Below are 16,012 nucleotides of genomic sequence, written 5' to 3' on the forward strand. Positions count from 1 at the left end.
CTGGCGCCGAGCACGGGTCGGCCCGGTGGCGGTGGGGCGGCTACGTCGACAAGCTGGTGCTGTTCCCGGCGCTCCTGCTGCTGGGACGCCTGCGTGACCGCCTGCTCGGCAGGCGGTCGCGGTACCACGTGGCCGACCACTCGAACGCGCCCTGGCTGGCGGTGCTCCCGGCGGACCGGGCGGTCGTCACCTGTCACGACGTGCTGGCCATCGCGGGGGCGCTGGGCGATCCCGACGCCCACTGCCCGGCGTCGCGGACGGGCGTCGTGCTGCAACGGCTGATCCTGCGGCACCTCGGTCGGGCGCGCACGACCGTGTGCGTCTCGGCGGCGACGCGCGACCACCTCGACCGGCTCGCCCCACCGCGCGTCGGCCAGCGACGTCTGGTGGTCCACAACGGCCTCAACGCCGCGTTCGCGGCCCCGGAGCCCGACCGGGCGCGCGCGGTGCTCGCGGCGCGCGGGCTCCCGACCGGCGGGTACCTGCTGCACGTCGGCTCGGACCTCGAGCGCAAGAACCGCCCGCTCCTGGTGGCCCTGCTCGCGCGGCTGGCCGCCGACGGCTGGGACGGCGAGCTGGTGCTGGCCGGTCGGCCGATGGAGCCGGCCCTGCGCGAGGCCGCGGCCGCCGCGGGCGTGGTCGAGCGGGTCCACGAGCTGATCGACCCCTCCCACGAGGAGCTGGTGGCGGCCTACGGGCGGGCGCACTGCCTGGTCCTCCCCTCCTACGCCGAGGGCTTCGGCTGGCCCGTGATCGAGGCCCAGGCCTGCGGCGCCCCCGTCGTGGCCAGCAGTCGAGCGCCGATGCCGGAGGTCGGCGGACCGGGGGCGCGCTACGCCGACCCCGACGACGTCGCCGGCTTCGCGGACCACGTCCGCGACCTCGACGACCCCGAGGTCCGGGCCGCCGCGATCGCCGCGGGCCGGCAGAACCTCGGCCGGTTCGCCGAGCCCGGGCTGCGGGCCGCCTATCGTGCGGTCCACGAGGAGGTGCTCCGATGATCTGGCGGGTGCTGGCGGCGATCGGCCCGTGGTGGTGGCGACGGCTGGTGATGACGCGCTGCCTGGGCTACGACCTGCATCCGACGGCGCGCATCGGCGTCGCGTGGTTCTATCCGCGACACCTCACGATGGCCGCCGGCGCACGCGTCGGCCACCTCAACGTGGCGGTGCACCTCGACGAGGTGCACCTCGGCGAGAACGCCACCCTCGGGCGCTCGAACTGGGTCACCGGGTTCCCCAGCGGCACCGGGTCTCCTCACTTCGCCCATCAGCCCGAGCGCCGCTCCGTGCTGCGCATCGGACGCGAGAGCGCCGTCACGAAGGGCCACCACCTCGACGCCACCAGCCCGATCGAGATCGGCGAGTTCGTGACGGTGGCCGGCTACCGCAGCGAGCTCCTGACGCACTCGATCGACATCGAGGAGGGGCGTCAGCACAGCGCGCCGATCCGCATCGGCGACCACTCCTTCGTCGGGTCGGGCTCGCTGCTGCTCGGCGGGGCGAGGCTGCCCGACCGGTCCGTGCTGGCAGCGCGCTCGGTGCTCGGCGACGCCTTCGAGGAGCCCCTGGGCCTCTACGGCGGTCAGCCCGCGCGGCGTCTGAAGGACCTCTCGCCGACGGCGCGCTACTTCACCCGCACGCGCGGCTTCGTCGACTGAGCGCTCACCCGAGCCCTCACGCGAGCCGGTGCGAGCGGGCCACCGCCTGCCGCAGGGCGTCGGTGGTGTGCGGCGCGATGGCGTCCCACGACATCGCCGCGAGCGCGGCCCGCACCCGGCGCACGCGCTCGGCCTCGGCGTCGCGGTCGACCACGCTGGCCGCCTCGACCAGCTCCGCCCAGGCCTCGGGGTCGCGGCCGACCCCCACGGTGCAGGAGCCGTCGGGGAGGAACTCCGCGGCGCCGGTCGTGTCGGCGCAGACCAGATGCGCGCCCAGGGCCGCGCCCTCCACGGGGGCGTAGCCGAAGGACTCGATCGAGGGGGCCAGCAGCACCGACGAGCGCTGGTAGAGCTCGGTGAGCTCGGCGCGGCCGAGGATCCCGTGATGGGTGACGAGCGGCTTGGTCGCCAGCCAGTCCAGCACGCGGGGCGAGCTCGGGCCGGCCACGTGCAGCTCGAAGGGGGCGCCGAGGCGCTCGAGGGCCGCGACGGCGATGTCGATGCCCTTGAAGGCGTCGGTGCGCCCGACGTAGGCGATGCGGTGCCGCTCGCGGGGCGGCGGATCGACGACGTCCGGCGGCGTGGGGACGCCGAGGGGCGTCACCACGACGCGGTCGGCGGCGAAGCCGCGCTCGAGGAAGGAGCGCCGCGCCACCTCGGAGTAGACGACGATCAGGTCGCTGCGCTCGTACTCCTCGGCGAGCACGTCGGCGACGGGATCTGGCTTGTCGACGTGCGGGAAGTCCCCGACGGCGCCCGGGTCGCCCTCGAGCGCCGCATGGTGGAGATGACGCCGCTCGCAGACCGCCGTGCCCTCGAAGCCGGCGCGCAGGCTGGCCAGGCCGAGGCACTCGGTGAACTGGAGGAGGTCGGGACGGAAGCGGCGCACCGCGCGGGCGACGGCCCGCGACTGGTGCAGCACCGAGCGGCGGTAGGCGCGGTGCGGGTCCAGCGCCGGCACTCGCGCGCTGAGCGGCAGGAGCAGCTGGGCGGGCCCGAGACCGCTGATGCGCACGCCCTCCGGCTGCTCGACGACCCGACGCTCGAGCAGCCGACGCATCCGCGGCGGCAGGGGGCGGGCAAGCGCGAGCTGGCGGGGCGTGACCTCGAGCCGCCGCACCAGCGCGACCTCGTCGCACAGCTCGTCGAGCGCCTCCAGCACGTGCCGGTAGTGGAAGACGTTCGACGCGTAGAGCCCGCGGTGGAGGCGAGGCTCGAGCGGCATGGACCTCAGCCTAGGGATCGCGGGAGCGGCGCGCGGCGTGCGTCACGGATTCGTCGGATCCGGCCGGACGGCGGCCCCGATCGTGGGACCCTCGTGGTCGTCCGTCCGGCCGTGAAGCGAGGAATCCGCAGCGTGTCCACCATCCCCGTGAGCGTCGTCGTCATCACCAAGGACGAGGAGCGAGCCATCGAGCGCTGCGTGCGCTCGCTGGCGGCCTACGACGAGGTGTTCGTCGTCGACTCCCACAGCTCCGACCGCACCGCCGAGCTCGCCGCCGCGGCCGGCGCGACGGTCGTGCCGTTCACCTGGGACGGGCAGTACCCGAAGAAGAAGCAGTGGGCGCTGGAGAACCTGCCGCTGAAGCACGACTGGGTGCTCTACCTCGACGGCGACGAGTACTCGACGCCGGCCTTCGACGAGGAGGTGCGCCGCACCGTCGCCGCTCCCGCGCACGCCGCCTACGACGTGCCCCTCGACTACGTCTTCCTCGAGCGCACCCTCCGGCACGGCTACAAGGTGCGCAAGCGGGTGCTCTTCGATCGGCACCGCTGCGCGTGGGAGCCGCTCGACGACCTCGGCGTCGAGCGCCCCTTCGAGATGGAGCTCCACGTCCAGCCCACCGTGCAGGGCAGCATCGGCGTGACCTCGCAGAGCATCGTCCACGACGATCTCGAGCCGCTGGGCCACTACTTCGACCGGCACAACCGCTACTCCGACTGGGAGGCGGTGCTGCGGCAGTCCGCCGAGCGCGCCGACGCCGTCGAGCGGACGGCCCGCGGACGCCTGTGGGCGAAGGTGCCGTTCAAGCCGCTGGTGTTCTTCCTGTTCAGCTACGTGGCCCGGATGGGCTTCCGCGACGGGGCCGCCGGCTTCCATTACGCCTTGGCCAACAGCTTCTACTACTGGCAGATCGGCCTGAAGACGCGCCAGCTGCGGCGGTCCGGCTCGACGTGAGGATCCTCCAGGTGATCGCCTCGGTGGCGCTCTCCGACGGAGGGCCGACCACCAACAGCCTCGAGCTGAGCAGGGCGCTGGCGGCCCACTCCCATCTCGTCGCGAGCGACGCCGACGGCGGCCGTGGCGTGCTCTCCGAGGCCGAGCGCGCGTCGCTGCGCCGGGAGCACCCCCAGGTGCGGCTGCACCGGCGCTCCCGGCCGTGGCGCCTCAAGCACTCCTGGCGCCAGGCCTGGGACGTCGTGCGCTCGGCGCGCACCCACGACGTCGTCTACGTGCACGGCCTCTACCTCGCGCACTCGGCGTGGGCCTGGCTGGCCGCCGTGCTGTGGCGCAGGATCCTCGTGGTCCAGCCGCACGGGGTGCTCGAGCCGTACCAGCGCGGCTTCGGCCGCCGCCACAAGGCGATCTGGGACGCGCTGGTCGGCCGCCGGGTCATCCGGCGGGCGGACCTGCTGGTGGCCGCCTCGACCAGCGAGGCCGCGAACCTGCAGGAGCTGCACCCGCGGGCGCGGGTCGTCGTGATGCCGCTCGGCGTCGCCCGGCGCACCTCGCAGGAGCCCGACGCCGCGCTGCGCGCCCGGCTGGCGCCGTGGCTCGCGGCGCCGCCGGAGGAGCGGGTCGTCTTCCTGGGGCGGCTCGCGGTCAAGAAGCAGCCCGACCTGCTCGTGCGGGCCTGGGCGAGCGTGTCGCGCGGCACCCTGCTGGTCGTCGGGCCCGAGGAGGACTGGACCGTCGCCGACCTCGAGCGGCTCGCGACGGAGGCCGGCGCCGAGAGGGTCGTCGTGGCCCCGGGGGTCGCGGCCGAGGTCGGGGCCTGGCTGCTGGAGCAGGCGGCCGTCTTCGTCCTGCCCTCGCTCAACGAGAACTTCGCGATCGCCGTCGGCGAGGCCATGCTGCGCGGCTGCGCCGTCGTGGTCTCCCAGGAGACGGCGGCCAGCGAGCACGTCGAGGCGGCCGGCGGGGGCATCGTCCTCCCGCAGGTCGACGAGGCGGCCCTCGCCGGTGCCCTCGACGCGATGCTCGCCGATCCGCGTCGGGCGCAGGCCTGTGCGTCGGCGGCCGCCGACTACGCCGACCGCGTGCTCTCCTGGGACGCCGCGGGCCGGATCCTGCTGGACGCGCTCGGTCCGCCTCCGAGGCGACGCTGATGCGCGCCTGGGTGCGACGTCACCGCGCCACGATCGACCGCGCGGTGGCGGTGTTCTCGGTGGAGTCCTTCTCCACGGTCGTCATGGGGCTGACCGGTCTGCTCATCGTGAACGCGCTCCCCAAGGAGCAGTACGCGATGTACACCTTCCTCGTGGCCGCGGCCACCCTCCTCGTCGGCATCACCGACCTCGGCCTGGTCTACTGCGCGATGCCGATCGTCGGGCGCCGCGCCGACGACCGCACGTGGGTCGTCGCGGTCTGCCGTCGGATCTACCAGAAGCGCTGGATCCTCTTCTCCCTCGGCGTCCCGTGCGTGTCGGCGTACGCGGTCGTGACGATGCTGCGTCACGACTGGACGCACTGGTGGTTCCTGCTCGCACTGGCGGCCACCGGTGCGTGGGCGTGGGCGATGCTCTCGATGCAGTTCACCGGCGAGATCCTGGCGATCACCCAGTCGATCCGGGTCCTGAACCGGGCCAGCCGGCGCCTCACGGTCGCCCGGGCCGCGCTCGTCGGCCTGGCCCTCGTGCCCTGGTGGGGCGACCTGCGCCTCGCGCTGCTCTTCGTGGCCGTGGTGCTCGCCACCCAGCTCGGTCTGGTCACCCATCGCCGTCACATCCGCGGGTTCGGCCCGATCCCGGAGGTCGCGGTCGGCGTCCGCAAGGACATCGACCGGAGGATCGGCGAGATCGTGCGGCCGCTGATCCTGCCGGGGGTCTACTACCAGCTGCAGGGCTTCGTGACGGTGCTCCTCGCGACGCTCGCCGGCACGGCGTCCGTGGTCGCGGACGTCGGCGCCGTCGGGCGGCTCGCGATGCTGCTCCTCATTGTCGATCGCGTCACCGGCACGCTGCTGATGCCCCGGCTCGCGCGCTGCAGCACGCGCCGCGAGTTCGATCGGCTGACCCTCGTCGGCTTCGCCGTCTACGCGACGCTCGCGCTGGTGAGCACGCTCTCGGCGGTGCTCGTCCCGCAGGTGTGGGCCTTCCTCCTCGGCGGACAGTACGAGAACACCCAGGGCGTCATCTGGATCGCCGTGCTCGGCGGGGTGCTCTACTTCCTCTGCGGCTTCCTGTTCCGCGTGCTCATGACCCAGGGCTTCAGCCAGGGGCAGTCGCTCAACATCCTGGCGGCGGTGGGCGCCCAGGTGCTGGCGGTGCTGATCGTCGGCATCGACTCGACGGGTGCGGTGCTCACCGTCGGCCTGGCCAGCGCCGCGGGCCAGACCCTCTTCCAGAGCGTCCAGATCCTGCGCATGCGCCGGCGGCCGCTCGCCTCGATGGAGGCGAGCCACGAGGAGCCGGCGGAGCCTCCGGCCGAGGAGAGGTCCGGCGTATGACGGTGACGGTCGCGCGCATCGTCGTCGACCCGCCCCGGTTCGAGGACGACGGCGTCGTGTGGCGCTCGCGGATCGTCCTGGCGGGCCTCGAGCGCGAGCTGTGGTTCGCGCGTCCGGGGCTCGAGGCGGTGCCGGCCGACCGGGTGCCGGGCGACCCCCACCTCCTGGCGTCGCTGATGCTGGCGATGGCCGAGGGCGCGCCGGTCCACGTCGAGGGCGCCGTCTCGGCCCGGCTCCTGACCGGCCTCGAGGAGTGGCAGGAGGCGTGGGCCCTGTGGCGGCCCGACCGCTACCGCCCCGTCGAGATCACCGCCGACGAGATCGTCGACGTCGTCGCGGAGACGGATCGCGCGGTGATGCCCTTCTCCGGCGGCGTCGACTCCGCGCACACCGCCTGGCGCCACCTCACCGGCGCTGCGGGGCGGCGCACCCGGCCGCTCGCCACCGCGGTGATGGTCCACGGCTTCGACATCCCCCTGGCACGGAGCGAGGAGTTCGACGCGGCGCGTCAGCGCGCGGGACGTCTGCTCGAGGGCACCTGCCTGACGCTGGCGACGGTGCGCACCAACGTCCGCTCCCTCACCCGCGACTGGGAGGACGAGCACGGCCTGGCGATGGCGGCCTGCCTGGCGCTGTTCGCCGAGGACCACGGGGTCGGCCTGATCGCCTCCAGCGGCGCCTACGACGAGCTCGAGGTGCCGTGGGGCAGCAGCGTCATCACCGACCACCTGCTCTCGGGGGCGCTCCAGGTGGTCAACGACGGGTCGGGGCAGGGCCGGGTGCGCAAGGTGCAGGAGATCGCCGGCTGGCCGCAGGCGTGCGCGCACGTGCGGGTGTGCTGGAAGGGCGAGCGGCTCGACCGCAACTGCGGGCACTGCGCGAAGTGCCTGCGCACCTACGTCTGCCTGCTCCTGGCGGGTGCCTCCGAGCCGGCCGCGTTCCCGGCGATCCCGGTCGAGCGGATCGCGCGGGTGCGCATGGGCGGCCCCATCGAGCAGGAGCTGTGGCGCCTGGTGGGCGTCGAGATCCGGCGCCAGGGCCTCGAGGCGCCCTGGGCGCGGGCGACGCTGCGGGCGTTGCGCCGCAACCGTGTGCTGGTGCCGCTCGAGGTCGGCGCGCGGGCCGTCCTACGACGCAGCTGAGCCCGCCCGCAGCCGCGCGAGCGCGTCCGGGACGTCGTCCCAGGTGGCTGCGGTCTGGACCATCGGCAGGTCGGCGCTCCAGGCGTCGACGAGGGCGTGCACCTTGCCGTGGGCGTCGTCGACGGCCACGTGCGGGAGCCCGAGGAGCAGGGCGAGCACGTGGGCGTGGAGGCGGTCGCTGACGACGACGCGGCCGGCGCCCAGGTGCGTGCGGGCGATCGCGGCCTGTCGGCGCGAGAGCGTCGTCGCGATCCGGGCCGTCGCGGCGGCGCGCATCGTGACGGCGGGCTGGTGCTGCTGCGGGGCGATCCGGTGCAGCAGCGCGGTGAGCGCGCGGGTCGCGGTCGTCGAGGGCGGCCAGTCAGAGGCGACGCCGGCCGGTGGCCGGGCGGCGGAGGCGCCCGCCTCGCGGTCCTCCCGGGCCAGGGTGAGGACGTCGTGACGCGGAGCCGGCGCGGGCAGCGGGCCCAGGGCGAACGCGGCGTCGGGCACCAGGTGGACCTCGCAGTCGAGGCCGGCCCGGGCCCGCTCGAGGCTCCGGGCGTCGCGCACCAGCAGGACGAACCGGCCGTGCTCGGCGATCGCGCGCCGCAGGCGGTCGGAGGAGGGTGCCACCCACTCGACCGACTGCGGCAGCTGGATCACCGGACGCCCGGGTTGGGCCCGCAGCACGGCGACGCGGTGGTCGTCGTGGCGGGGGTAGAGCCCGCCGAGGTTGCCGCCTCCGCCGAGCAGCACCGCATGGTCGGCCGGAGCGGGCGTCGGCGCGCTGCGGTAGGCGGAGTCGGCGCGCGCCACCCGGGCGCCGAGGTCGCGGGCCAGCCGTGCCTGGCCCAGCCAGATGAGCGCGTCCCCGGGGTTGGGGTAGCCCGGGGCGTCGTGGACGGTCCAGGGCCGGTCGGCCAGGCCGAGGTCCCGCAGGCGATCGTGCAGCAGGCGCCGCAGGTGCTCGAGGCGTCGCTCGCGTGCGTCCATGGCCGACTCCCTCCTCGGTCGGGCGCCAGTATCGGGCAGCGGCGGGAGCCCGCGTGGGAGATGCGTCCCAACCGGCTCATTCCGCCTCCGGGCGGGCCGCTGCTCCTCTACCGTCACCAGGTGTGATCACCCCTGACCTCGTCGACCTGCGTCCCAAGCGCGTGGCCGTCACCGGCGGCGCCGGCTTCATCGGCTCCCACCTCGTCAAGCGGCTGTTGGACCGCGGCGAGGACGTCCTGGTGATCGACAACTTCTACTCCGGCACCCGCGACAACCTCTTCGAGGTCCGCGACCACCCGCGGCTGGAGATCATGCGTCACGACGTGACGTTCCCGCTCTACGTCGAGGTCGACGAGATCTACCACCTGGCCTGCCCGGCCTCGCCCGTCTTCTACCAGGCCGACCCGGTGCAGACGACCAAGACCTGCGTGCACGGCTCGATCAACATGCTCGGTCTGGCCAAGCGCACCGGGGCGAAGATCCTGCTGGCCTCCACCTCGGAGGTCTACGGCGATCCCGCGGTGCACCCGCAGGAGGAGTCGTACTGGGGCAACGTCAACCCCGTCGGCATCCGCTCCTGCTACGACGAGGGCAAGCGGGCCGCCGAGACGCTCTTCTTCGACTACTGGCGCCAGCACCGCACCCGCATCAAGGTCGCCCGGATCTTCAACACCTACGGCCCGCAGATGCTCGCCAACGACGGCCGGGTGGTCTCGAACTTCATCGTCCAGGCCCTCACCGGGCGTCCGCTGACGATCTACGGCGACGGCCAGCAGACCCGCTCGTTCTGCTACGTCGACGACCTGGTCGAGGGCCTGATCCGCCTCATGGACACCGGCGAGGAGGTCACCGGCCCGATCAACCTGGGCAACCCCGGCGAGTTCACCATGCTCGAGCTGGCCACCGAGGTGATGCGCATCGTCGGCAGCGACGCCGGCATCCGGCACCTGCCGCTGCCCTCCGACGACCCCACGCGCCGCCGCCCCGACATCACCCGGGCCCAGACGGCGCTGGGCTGGTCGCCGACGGTGCCGCTCGCCGAGGGCCTGGTGCGCACGATCGACGACTTCGCGGCGCGGCTGGCCGCGCGGGGCGAGGCCGGGCTCGCGCTGCCCGCGGTCCCGGTCTGAGGATGTCGCCCGGGGGTGACCGCCCGCGGGCGGTCCTGGTGTCCCTGGTCATGCCGGGCGATCCCGGCGGTCCGGGGCTGCGCGCGGCCGACTGGGTGCGCGACCTGCGCCGCACCCACGACGTCGAGGTCGTGGTGCCGGCCCTGGACGATCACTGCATCCGCGTGGTCGACGGCGTCCGGATCCACCGTGTGCCGGGCCGTCCGGGCACGCGGCGCGATCGTGCGGTGGCCAAGCTGTGGCCCCGGCACGTGCGCCGGCGGCCGGAGGCGCACACCGGCTGGCTGGTGCCCGACGGGCCGGACGGGCAGGTGCCGGACCCGGTGCGCTCCCTCCTGGCCGAGGCCGACCTGACGGTCGTCTTCCGCCTGGCCGTCGCGGGCTACCTGGACGCGGTGCCGCTGCAGGGACGCGTCGTCCTCGACCTCGACGACGCCGAGACGCTCAACCACCGCGAGGTGGCCCGCTGCGCCGCACGGTCGGGGGCGTGGCGCGGCGCCGCCGGGGCCTGGGCGGCCTCGCGGCAGTACGCGGTCTCCGAGCGGCGGCTGCTCCCGCGCTTCCGCGAGGTGTGCGTGGCCGCCGCGCAGGACCGGGGTCATGTGCTGTCCCGCGAGCCGGGGGCCCTCGTCCACGTGCGCCCGAACCGGGTGCTGGCACCCGAGTCCGTGGCGGGCTGGGCGGAGCGCACGGACGGCGAGCTGCTCTTCGTCGGCACGCTCTCCTACCCGCCGAACGTCGAGGCGGTCGGACTGCTGACGGGTCCGGTGTCGGCCGCGCTCGAGGAGGCGCTGGGCGCCGGCACCGCCTGGCGGACGGTGGTGGCCGGGGTCGGCGCCCCCGCCGAGCTCGCCGAGCGGCTGCGGGCCCACCCGCGCATCGACTACCGCGGGGCCGTTCCCGACCTCGTCCCGCTCTACCGCTCGGCCTCCTGCGCGGTGATCCCGCTGCGCGGCGGTGGCGGCACCAAGCTCAAGACGCTCGAGGCGATCGTCCACGGGGTGCCGGTGGTCGGCCTCCCCGAGGCCTTCCGCGGGCTGCCGCTGCGCCATGGCGAGCACGTCTGGATCGCCGAGGACGTCGCCGGACTCGCGGCGGGGGTGGCGGCGACGCTGGCCGACCCGGAGGCCGCCGCTGCGAGGACCGCACGCGCCGCGGAGGTGCTGCGCACGCAGGTCTTCGGCGACGGCGGCGCGCTGCCGCCCCTGATCTCGACGCCGAGGGAGGCGTCGTGACCGAGCCGCTCGTCAGCGTGGTCATCCCGTGCCGCGACGCCGCCGACGGCATCGCCGCCCAGCTCGACGCGGTGCTCGCCCAGCGCTCGACCCGGCCCTTCGAGGTCATCGTCGCCGAGAACGGCTCGCGCGACGCCACCCTCGCCGTGCTCGAGCGCTACGCGACCCGGGTGCGGGTCGTCGACGCCTCCGACCGGCCCGGCGCCGGGCACGCGCGCAACGTCGGCGTCGGCGCGGCGCGCGCCGAGATCGTCCTGCAGTGCGACGCCGACGACGTCGTGCACCCGGGCTGGCTCCAGGCCCTCGCCGACGCCCTCGACGCCGGCGCCGACTGGGCGGGCGGTCGCACGCGGCACGTCACCGCCGACGGCCGGCTGCTGTGGGAGGAGTCGGAGCTGCGTCGGGTCGGGCGCGACGGGGTGGCCTGGACGCTCACGGGCAACTGCGCGATCCGGCGCTCGGACTGGGAGCGGATCGGCGGCTTCGCCGAGGACCTCGTGAGCGCCGAGGACCTCGACTTCTTCGTGCGTCTGGGCCAGCACGGCGCGGAGGGCGTCTGCGTGCTCGACGCCGTCCTCGACTACATGCAGCGCGACGACTGGCGCGCCACCGCCCGCCAGCGGCGGCGCTACGGGCGCGGCTACGCCGCCTTCGCGGCGCGTCACCCCGAGGTGGCCGCGGAGGCGGGCCTGATGGGCCGGCTCGGCACGGCGGCGCTGCCCTTCCGTCCGCTCGCCGCGGCGCTGCTCGTCCTGCGGGCGCTGGTGCTCGCGCCGATCGACCGCCCCCGGGCGCGGATGAGCGCCGAGCGCGGCCTCTACCAGTGGGGCGTGTTCGAGGGCGGGGTCCACGCCCGCCTTGTGGCCCGAGCGGCCCGGAGACGCCGGCCCACGGGGGCGCCGGCGTGAGCGCGGTGACGCCGCTGGTGAGCGTGGTGATCCCGTGCCTGAACGGCGAGGCCACGCTCGCGCGCCAGCTCGACGCCCTGGTCGGGCAGCGGTGCACGCACGCGGTGGAGGTCGTCGTCGCCGACAACGGCTCCACCGACGGCACGCGGGCGCTCGTGGAGTCCTACGCCGGCCGGGGCGTGCGGCTGGTGGACGCCGCTGCACGCGCGGGCGCCGGCGGGGCCCGCAACGGCGGGGTGCTGGCGGCCCGCGGCACGCTCATCCTCCATTGCGACGCCGACGACGTCGTCCATGACGGCTGGGTGCAGGCGATGGCCGACGCCCTGCTCGCCGGCGCCGGCTGGGTGGGCGGGACGCTGCGTCACGTCTCGGTCTCCGGCACGCTGCGGCGGGTCGAGTCGGAGCTCCGGGGCGCCGGCTTCGCCCGCGCCTCGTACGTGATCGGCGCCAGCTGCGGGTATCCGCGCGCGCTGTGGGAGCGCCTGGGCGGCTGGGACGAGGAGTTCGGCGCGGGAGGCGACGACGTCGACTTCTTCGTGCGGGCGACGATGGCGGGCGCCGAGGGGGTCCTGGTGCCCGAGGCGGTCGTCGACTACGTCCAGCGCGACGGGCTGCGCAGTCTGGTGCGGCAGAAGCGCACCTACGGGCGCGGTCAGGGCCGGATGCGCCTCAAGCACGGCGCGGTGGTCGACCATCCCCACCTGGCGCGGCGCAGCGGCCCGCTCGGCGCGTCGATCCGGCTGCTGTTCGGCACGGCGCTCGTGCTCGGCGCCCTGCCGCAGCTGCTCGTCCCGGCGCTGCGGCGACACGCGACGGAGCAGGTCGAGCGCGCCGCCTTCCACCTCGGCATCGCCGAGCACGACCTGCGGCGGGGCGTCCGCGGCGGGCGTCGGCGATGAGCCGTCCGATCGGCCTGCTGGTCGCCGCGCACGACCTGGGCCCGCTCCTCGACGAGTGCGTGGCCAGCCTGGTGGCCCAGACCGACGCCGATCTGCGCGTCGTCGTGGTCGACGACGCCAGCACCGACGACACCCTGGCGCGCGCCCGGGCATGGGCCGAGCGCGACCCGCGGGTCGAGGTGATCGCGCTGGAGCGCAACGTCGGCCAGTCCGCGGCGCGCAACGTCGGGGCCGAGCGCCTGCGGCCGGTCTGCGAGTGGATCTGGCCGGTCGACGGCGACGACCTCCTGGTGCCGCACGCCGTCGCCGAGATCCGCGCGGCCGTCGAGCGGCTGCCCGACGCGGTCGCGGTCGGCGTCCAGTACTCCGCGCTGCGGGCCGACGGGAGCGTCGTGCCCGCGCGGCGCAGCCGCTACGTGCCCGCCCTGCCGCTGCCGCGCGACCTGCGCGACGACGAGGAGCGCACGCCGGCCGTCACCTTCTTCTGCGTCACCGGCAACGGGCCGTTCTACGCCCTGCGCAGCGACCTGTGGGGTCGCGGCTACGCCGAGCACCTGCGCGCCCACGAGGACGCCGACCTGCTGCTGCGCTACGCCCTGGCCGGCCCCGTCCACGTGATCCCGCAGCGGCTCTACGTCAAGCGCGAGCGTGAGGGCTCGATGACGACGGTCGGCTACGCCACCGGCTCGGAGGAGCGCTTCTACGCCGACTGGCACGCGCGGGCGTTCGCGGACGACGACCCGCGGCTGCGCCGGATCGCCCGCTATCACAGCCGGGTGCACGTGCCGCTGCGCGACCTGTCGGTGGCGGTGCGCGCGCTGCGGCGGCGCGAGCCGCTGCGGGTGGTCGAGCTGGTGCTCCACGCGCTGGTGTCGTTCCTCGGCCTGCCGTGGCTCGCGCTGCGCTGGCGCCACCGAGGGGCGCGACGCGGCGGCGTCCGGGTGCTGCTGATGAGCCACTCCTACGCGCCGGCGGTCGGCGGGATCGAGACCGCGACGCGCCAGCTCGCCGACGAGCTCACCGCGCTCGGCCTCCGGGTCACCGTCATGACCCCCACGCCCGATCCCGCGGGCAGGGCGAGCGACGGCCCGCCGGTCGTGCGGGCCCCGTCGCGACGCCGGGCGCTGGCGCTGGTGCGGCGCAGCGACGTGGTGGTGCAGAACAACGTCTCGGCCCGCACCCTCTGGATGCCGCTGCTCCTGCGTCGGCCCACGGTCGTGATCGTGGCGACCTGGCTGCGTCAGCCCGACGGGCGGGTCGGGCGACGCGAGCGGGTCAAGCGCCGGCTGCTGCGACGCTGCACGGTGGTCGCGGTGAGCAGCGCGGTGGCCGCGCACCTCGAGGACGCGACGGTGATCCATCCCGCCTACCGGCCGGACGTGTTCGGCACGGGGGAGCCCGCGGCCGTGCGCACCCGCGACGTGGTCCTCGTCGGCCGGCTGGTCTCCGACAAGGGCGCCGGCGACCTCCTCGACGCCCTCGACCTCCTGGCCGCCCGCGGGCACCGTCTCTCGGCGACGATCGTCGGCGACGGCCCCGAGCGCGAGGCGCTCGCCGCGCGGGCGGCCGGCTCGGGTGGCTCCGATCGGCCCGGCGGCCCCGTGGTCGTGCGCGGGCCGCTGCATGGACCCGAGCTGGCGGCCCTGCTCCGCGAGCACCGGGTGCTGGCGGTGCCGTCGCGCTGGGACGAGCCGTTCGGCATCGTCGCGCTCGAGGGTCTGGCGGCCGGCTGCGTGCCCGTCGTGTCGGCCGGCGGCGGCCTGCCCGAGGCGGGCGGTCCGGAGGCGGTGGTCTTCCCCAACGGCGACGTCGAGGCGCTCGCCGAGGCGCTGCTGGAGGGGCTCGCCCGCGCCGACGCCGAGGGTCGACCGTCGGCGGCGACGCGCGAGCACCTGCGCCGGCACACCCCGCGCGAGGAGGCGTCGCGGTACCTGCCGCTGCTCCTCGGATCCGCGCGAACCGCGGATCGCGAGGCCTCGGGAGCCGTATCCTCGAAGGCGCCCAGCACGGGCGTCGAGCCTCCTGCGCCGGTCGACGCCGACGCGCACCCTCGTCCTCGGAGGACCCCGTGAGCACCCTCCTCAGCCCGCGCCTGCTCGCCGCGGAGCGCGAGGCCGCCCTCGAGCTGTCGGTCGACGTGGTGCTGCGTCGCGGGCTCGCGCTCTACGCCCTCGCCTGGATCCTGGGCGGCGCGGCCCGCAAGTGGGGCCCGGGCGGCCTGGGGCAGCCGCTGTACTTCGCAACCGACGTGATCGTGCTGGGGCTCTTCGCCCTCCTGCTGCTGCGACGCACGCCCCGCGCGCTCTCCGCCCGGCTCCTCGGGGGCGTGGTGCTGGCCACGGCGCTGGCCTCGCTCGGCGTCCTCCAGATCCTACAGGGGGCCCCGAGCACGCCGATCGCGGTCGGCATCATCACCTACCTCTCCCCGCTCCTGGCCCTGCTCCTGGCGAGCATGGTGCGCGACGTCGCCCGGGCCCGCGCCGCGGTGGTCGCGGTCGTCCTGTGGTCCGCGCCGGTGCAGGCCGCCCTCTCCGCCCTCCAGACCTTCAGCCCGGCGGGCAGCGTGTGGAACCGCGGCGCGGGCGGCAACGACATCGGCATCGGCACCGCCGACGGCGTGCTGCGGGCCAGCGGCACGTTCGCCGCGCCGCTGGGCCTGACGGCCTTCGTCGCCGTCGCCGCGGCGGTCGCCCTCGCCGAGTTCGCGCAGCGTCGCACCAGCCCGCGCGCCATCCTGGCGCTGGCGTCGGTGGCCTTCGTGATCGCGGTGGGCGGCTCGCGCGGCGCGATCCTCAACGCCGCGATCGTCGTCGTCGGCTTCCTGCTGTGGAGCGGCCCGTCCGCCTTCGTCCGGCGCGCCGACCGGGGGCGCTTCCGCGCGGTGGCCGGAGTCGCGGTGATCGGCGCCCTCGGCGTCGCGGCGGCCTTCCGGTTCCTGCCCCAGGTGGTGGCGGCCTTCCAGGTGCGCATCGACCAGGCCGGGCGCAGCGAGGACCCCACGCAGCGCATCCTGACCTCGGCCTTCGGCTATCTCGACGCCCCCTTCGGCTGGCTGGGCGACGGCATGGGCCTGCACAACCTCGCCGGCATCACGGCGGGCTCGACCCTCGACTGGATCGAGACCGAGATGCCGCGCCTGCCCGCGGAGCTGGGTCTGCTCGGCGTCGCGATCGCGGTGGCGCGGCAGCTCCTCGCGGTCCTGGTGCTGCTGCACGGGCTCTCGACGGCGCGTCGCATCGGCGAGCCGCTGCTGGCCACCACCGCCTTCGCGCTCGCGCCGATCCTGCTCTACGGCGTGGTGTTCGCGCCGAACATCGCCGCCTCGGCCGCGGTGCTGCTCGGAGGCCTCTACCTGTGGGCCTGGCGGCGAGCGCCCCTCCCGTCGTCGTGACG

At 75.3% G+C, this 16,012-nt stretch carries 14 protein-coding genes; 12 read left to right on the forward strand and 2 right to left on the reverse strand.

Annotation, left to right across the window (positions count from 1 at the left end):
- Together ACZDWJ_RS04975 and ACZDWJ_RS04980 are read left to right on the forward strand one after the other, a co-directional pair.
- Window positions 1-1,001: glycosyltransferase family 4 protein (locus ACZDWJ_RS04975; protein ID WP_463519820.1), on the forward strand; the 1,001-nt coding region annotated here is incomplete at its 5' end.
- Window positions 998-1,660, forward strand: a complete 663-nt coding sequence (locus ACZDWJ_RS04980) for an acyltransferase (protein ID WP_463519821.1) — start codon at window positions 998-1,000, stop codon at window positions 1,658-1,660. The genes ACZDWJ_RS04975 and ACZDWJ_RS04980, both read left to right, overlap by 4 nt.
- Window positions 1,661-1,676: 16 nt before the next feature.
- Here ACZDWJ_RS04980 and ACZDWJ_RS04985 read toward each other — a convergent pair whose 3' ends face one another.
- Entirely contained in the window at window positions 1,677-2,885 is a 1,209-nt protein-coding gene (locus ACZDWJ_RS04985; protein WP_463519822.1) for a glycosyltransferase, read from the reverse strand.
- Window positions 2,886-3,017: 132 nt separating this feature from the next.
- Here ACZDWJ_RS04985 and ACZDWJ_RS04990 point away from each other — a divergent pair, with 132 nt between their 5' ends.
- The 4 genes from ACZDWJ_RS04990 to ACZDWJ_RS05005 are packed head-to-tail and all read left to right on the forward strand — an operon-like array spanning window position 3,018 to window position 7,472.
- Window positions 3,018-3,839 carry a glycosyltransferase family 2 protein gene (locus tag ACZDWJ_RS04990; RefSeq protein WP_463519823.1) on the forward strand — a complete coding sequence of 274 codons (822 nt, stop codon included), beginning with the start codon at window positions 3,018-3,020 and terminating at the stop codon, window positions 3,837-3,839.
- An 11-nt stretch (window positions 3,840-3,850) separates the two neighbouring features.
- Complete coding sequence (locus tag ACZDWJ_RS04995; RefSeq protein ID WP_463519824.1) at window positions 3,851-4,990, forward strand: glycosyltransferase; 1,140 nt, start codon at window positions 3,851-3,853, stop codon at window positions 4,988-4,990.
- Window positions 4,990-6,330 (forward strand): polysaccharide biosynthesis protein, encoded by a 1,341-nt coding sequence (locus ACZDWJ_RS05000; RefSeq protein WP_463519825.1) that lies wholly within the window; start codon window positions 4,990-4,992, stop codon window positions 6,328-6,330. The genes ACZDWJ_RS04995 and ACZDWJ_RS05000 overlap by 1 nt, the downstream gene beginning before the upstream one ends.
- Window positions 6,327-7,472 (forward strand): hypothetical protein, encoded by a 1,146-nt coding sequence (locus ACZDWJ_RS05005; RefSeq protein ID WP_463519826.1) that lies wholly within the window; start codon window positions 6,327-6,329, stop codon window positions 7,470-7,472. Before ACZDWJ_RS05000 ends, ACZDWJ_RS05005 begins: the two co-directional genes overlap by 4 nt.
- On the opposite strand, the gene ACZDWJ_RS05010 is transcribed toward ACZDWJ_RS05005, so the two are convergent.
- On the reverse strand, window positions 7,458-8,447 hold the full coding sequence (locus ACZDWJ_RS05010; protein WP_463519827.1) for a polysaccharide pyruvyl transferase family protein: 990 nt from the start codon (window positions 8,445-8,447) through the stop codon (window positions 7,458-7,460). The two genes, ACZDWJ_RS05005 and ACZDWJ_RS05010, sit on opposite strands and share 15 nt — an antisense overlap.
- A gap of 122 nt (window positions 8,448-8,569) precedes the next feature.
- On the opposite strand from ACZDWJ_RS05010, the gene ACZDWJ_RS05015 reads away from it, so the two are divergent.
- The 6 genes from ACZDWJ_RS05015 to ACZDWJ_RS05040 are packed head-to-tail and all read left to right on the forward strand — an operon-like array spanning window position 8,570 to window position 16,010.
- Complete coding sequence (locus ACZDWJ_RS05015; protein WP_463519828.1) at window positions 8,570-9,577, forward strand: UDP-glucuronic acid decarboxylase family protein; 1,008 nt, start codon at window positions 8,570-8,572, stop codon at window positions 9,575-9,577.
- 38 nt (window positions 9,578-9,615) lie between these two features.
- Window positions 9,616-10,812 (forward strand): glycosyltransferase, encoded by a 1,197-nt coding sequence (locus tag ACZDWJ_RS05020; protein ID WP_463519829.1) that lies wholly within the window; start codon window positions 9,616-9,618, stop codon window positions 10,810-10,812.
- The gene (locus tag ACZDWJ_RS05025) at window positions 10,809-11,720 is read left to right on the forward strand and encodes a glycosyltransferase family 2 protein (protein WP_463519830.1); all 912 of its coding nucleotides are present in this window, start codon (window positions 10,809-10,811) and stop codon (window positions 11,718-11,720) included. Before ACZDWJ_RS05020 ends, ACZDWJ_RS05025 begins: the two co-directional genes overlap by 4 nt.
- Entirely contained in the window at window positions 11,717-12,619 is a 903-nt protein-coding gene (locus ACZDWJ_RS05030) for a glycosyltransferase (protein WP_463519831.1), read from the forward strand. The genes ACZDWJ_RS05025 and ACZDWJ_RS05030 overlap by 4 nt, the downstream gene beginning before the upstream one ends.
- Window positions 12,616-14,691 carry a glycosyltransferase gene (locus ACZDWJ_RS05035; RefSeq protein ID WP_463519832.1) on the forward strand — a complete coding sequence of 692 codons (2,076 nt, stop codon included), beginning with the start codon at window positions 12,616-12,618 and terminating at the stop codon, window positions 14,689-14,691. Before ACZDWJ_RS05030 ends, ACZDWJ_RS05035 begins: the two co-directional genes overlap by 4 nt.
- Entirely contained in the window at window positions 14,688-16,010 is a 1,323-nt protein-coding gene (locus ACZDWJ_RS05040) for a hypothetical protein (protein WP_463519833.1), read from the forward strand. Before ACZDWJ_RS05035 ends, ACZDWJ_RS05040 begins: the two co-directional genes overlap by 4 nt.
- Window positions 16,011-16,012 lie beyond the last annotated feature (2 nt).

Source organism: Nocardioides sp. B129/18 (assembly GCF_055282735.1).

Coding starts and splice junctions, on each gene's coding strand:
- ACZDWJ_RS04980 (WP_463519821.1), top strand. CDS start 998: ATGATCTGGCGGGTGCTGGCGGCGATCGGCCCGTGGTGGTGGCGACGG.
- ACZDWJ_RS04985 (WP_463519822.1), bottom strand. CDS start 2,885: ATGCCGCTCGAGCCTCGCCTCCACCGCGGGCTCTACGCGTCGAACGTC.
- ACZDWJ_RS05000 (WP_463519825.1), top strand. CDS start 4,990: ATGCGCGCCTGGGTGCGACGTCACCGCGCCACGATCGACCGCGCGGTG.
- ACZDWJ_RS05005 (WP_463519826.1), top strand. CDS start 6,327: ATGACGGTGACGGTCGCGCGCATCGTCGTCGACCCGCCCCGGTTCGAG.
- ACZDWJ_RS05010 (WP_463519827.1), bottom strand. CDS start 8,447: ATGGACGCACGCGAGCGACGCCTCGAGCACCTGCGGCGCCTGCTGCAC.
- ACZDWJ_RS05035 (WP_463519832.1), top strand. CDS start 12,616: ATGAGCCGTCCGATCGGCCTGCTGGTCGCCGCGCACGACCTGGGCCCG.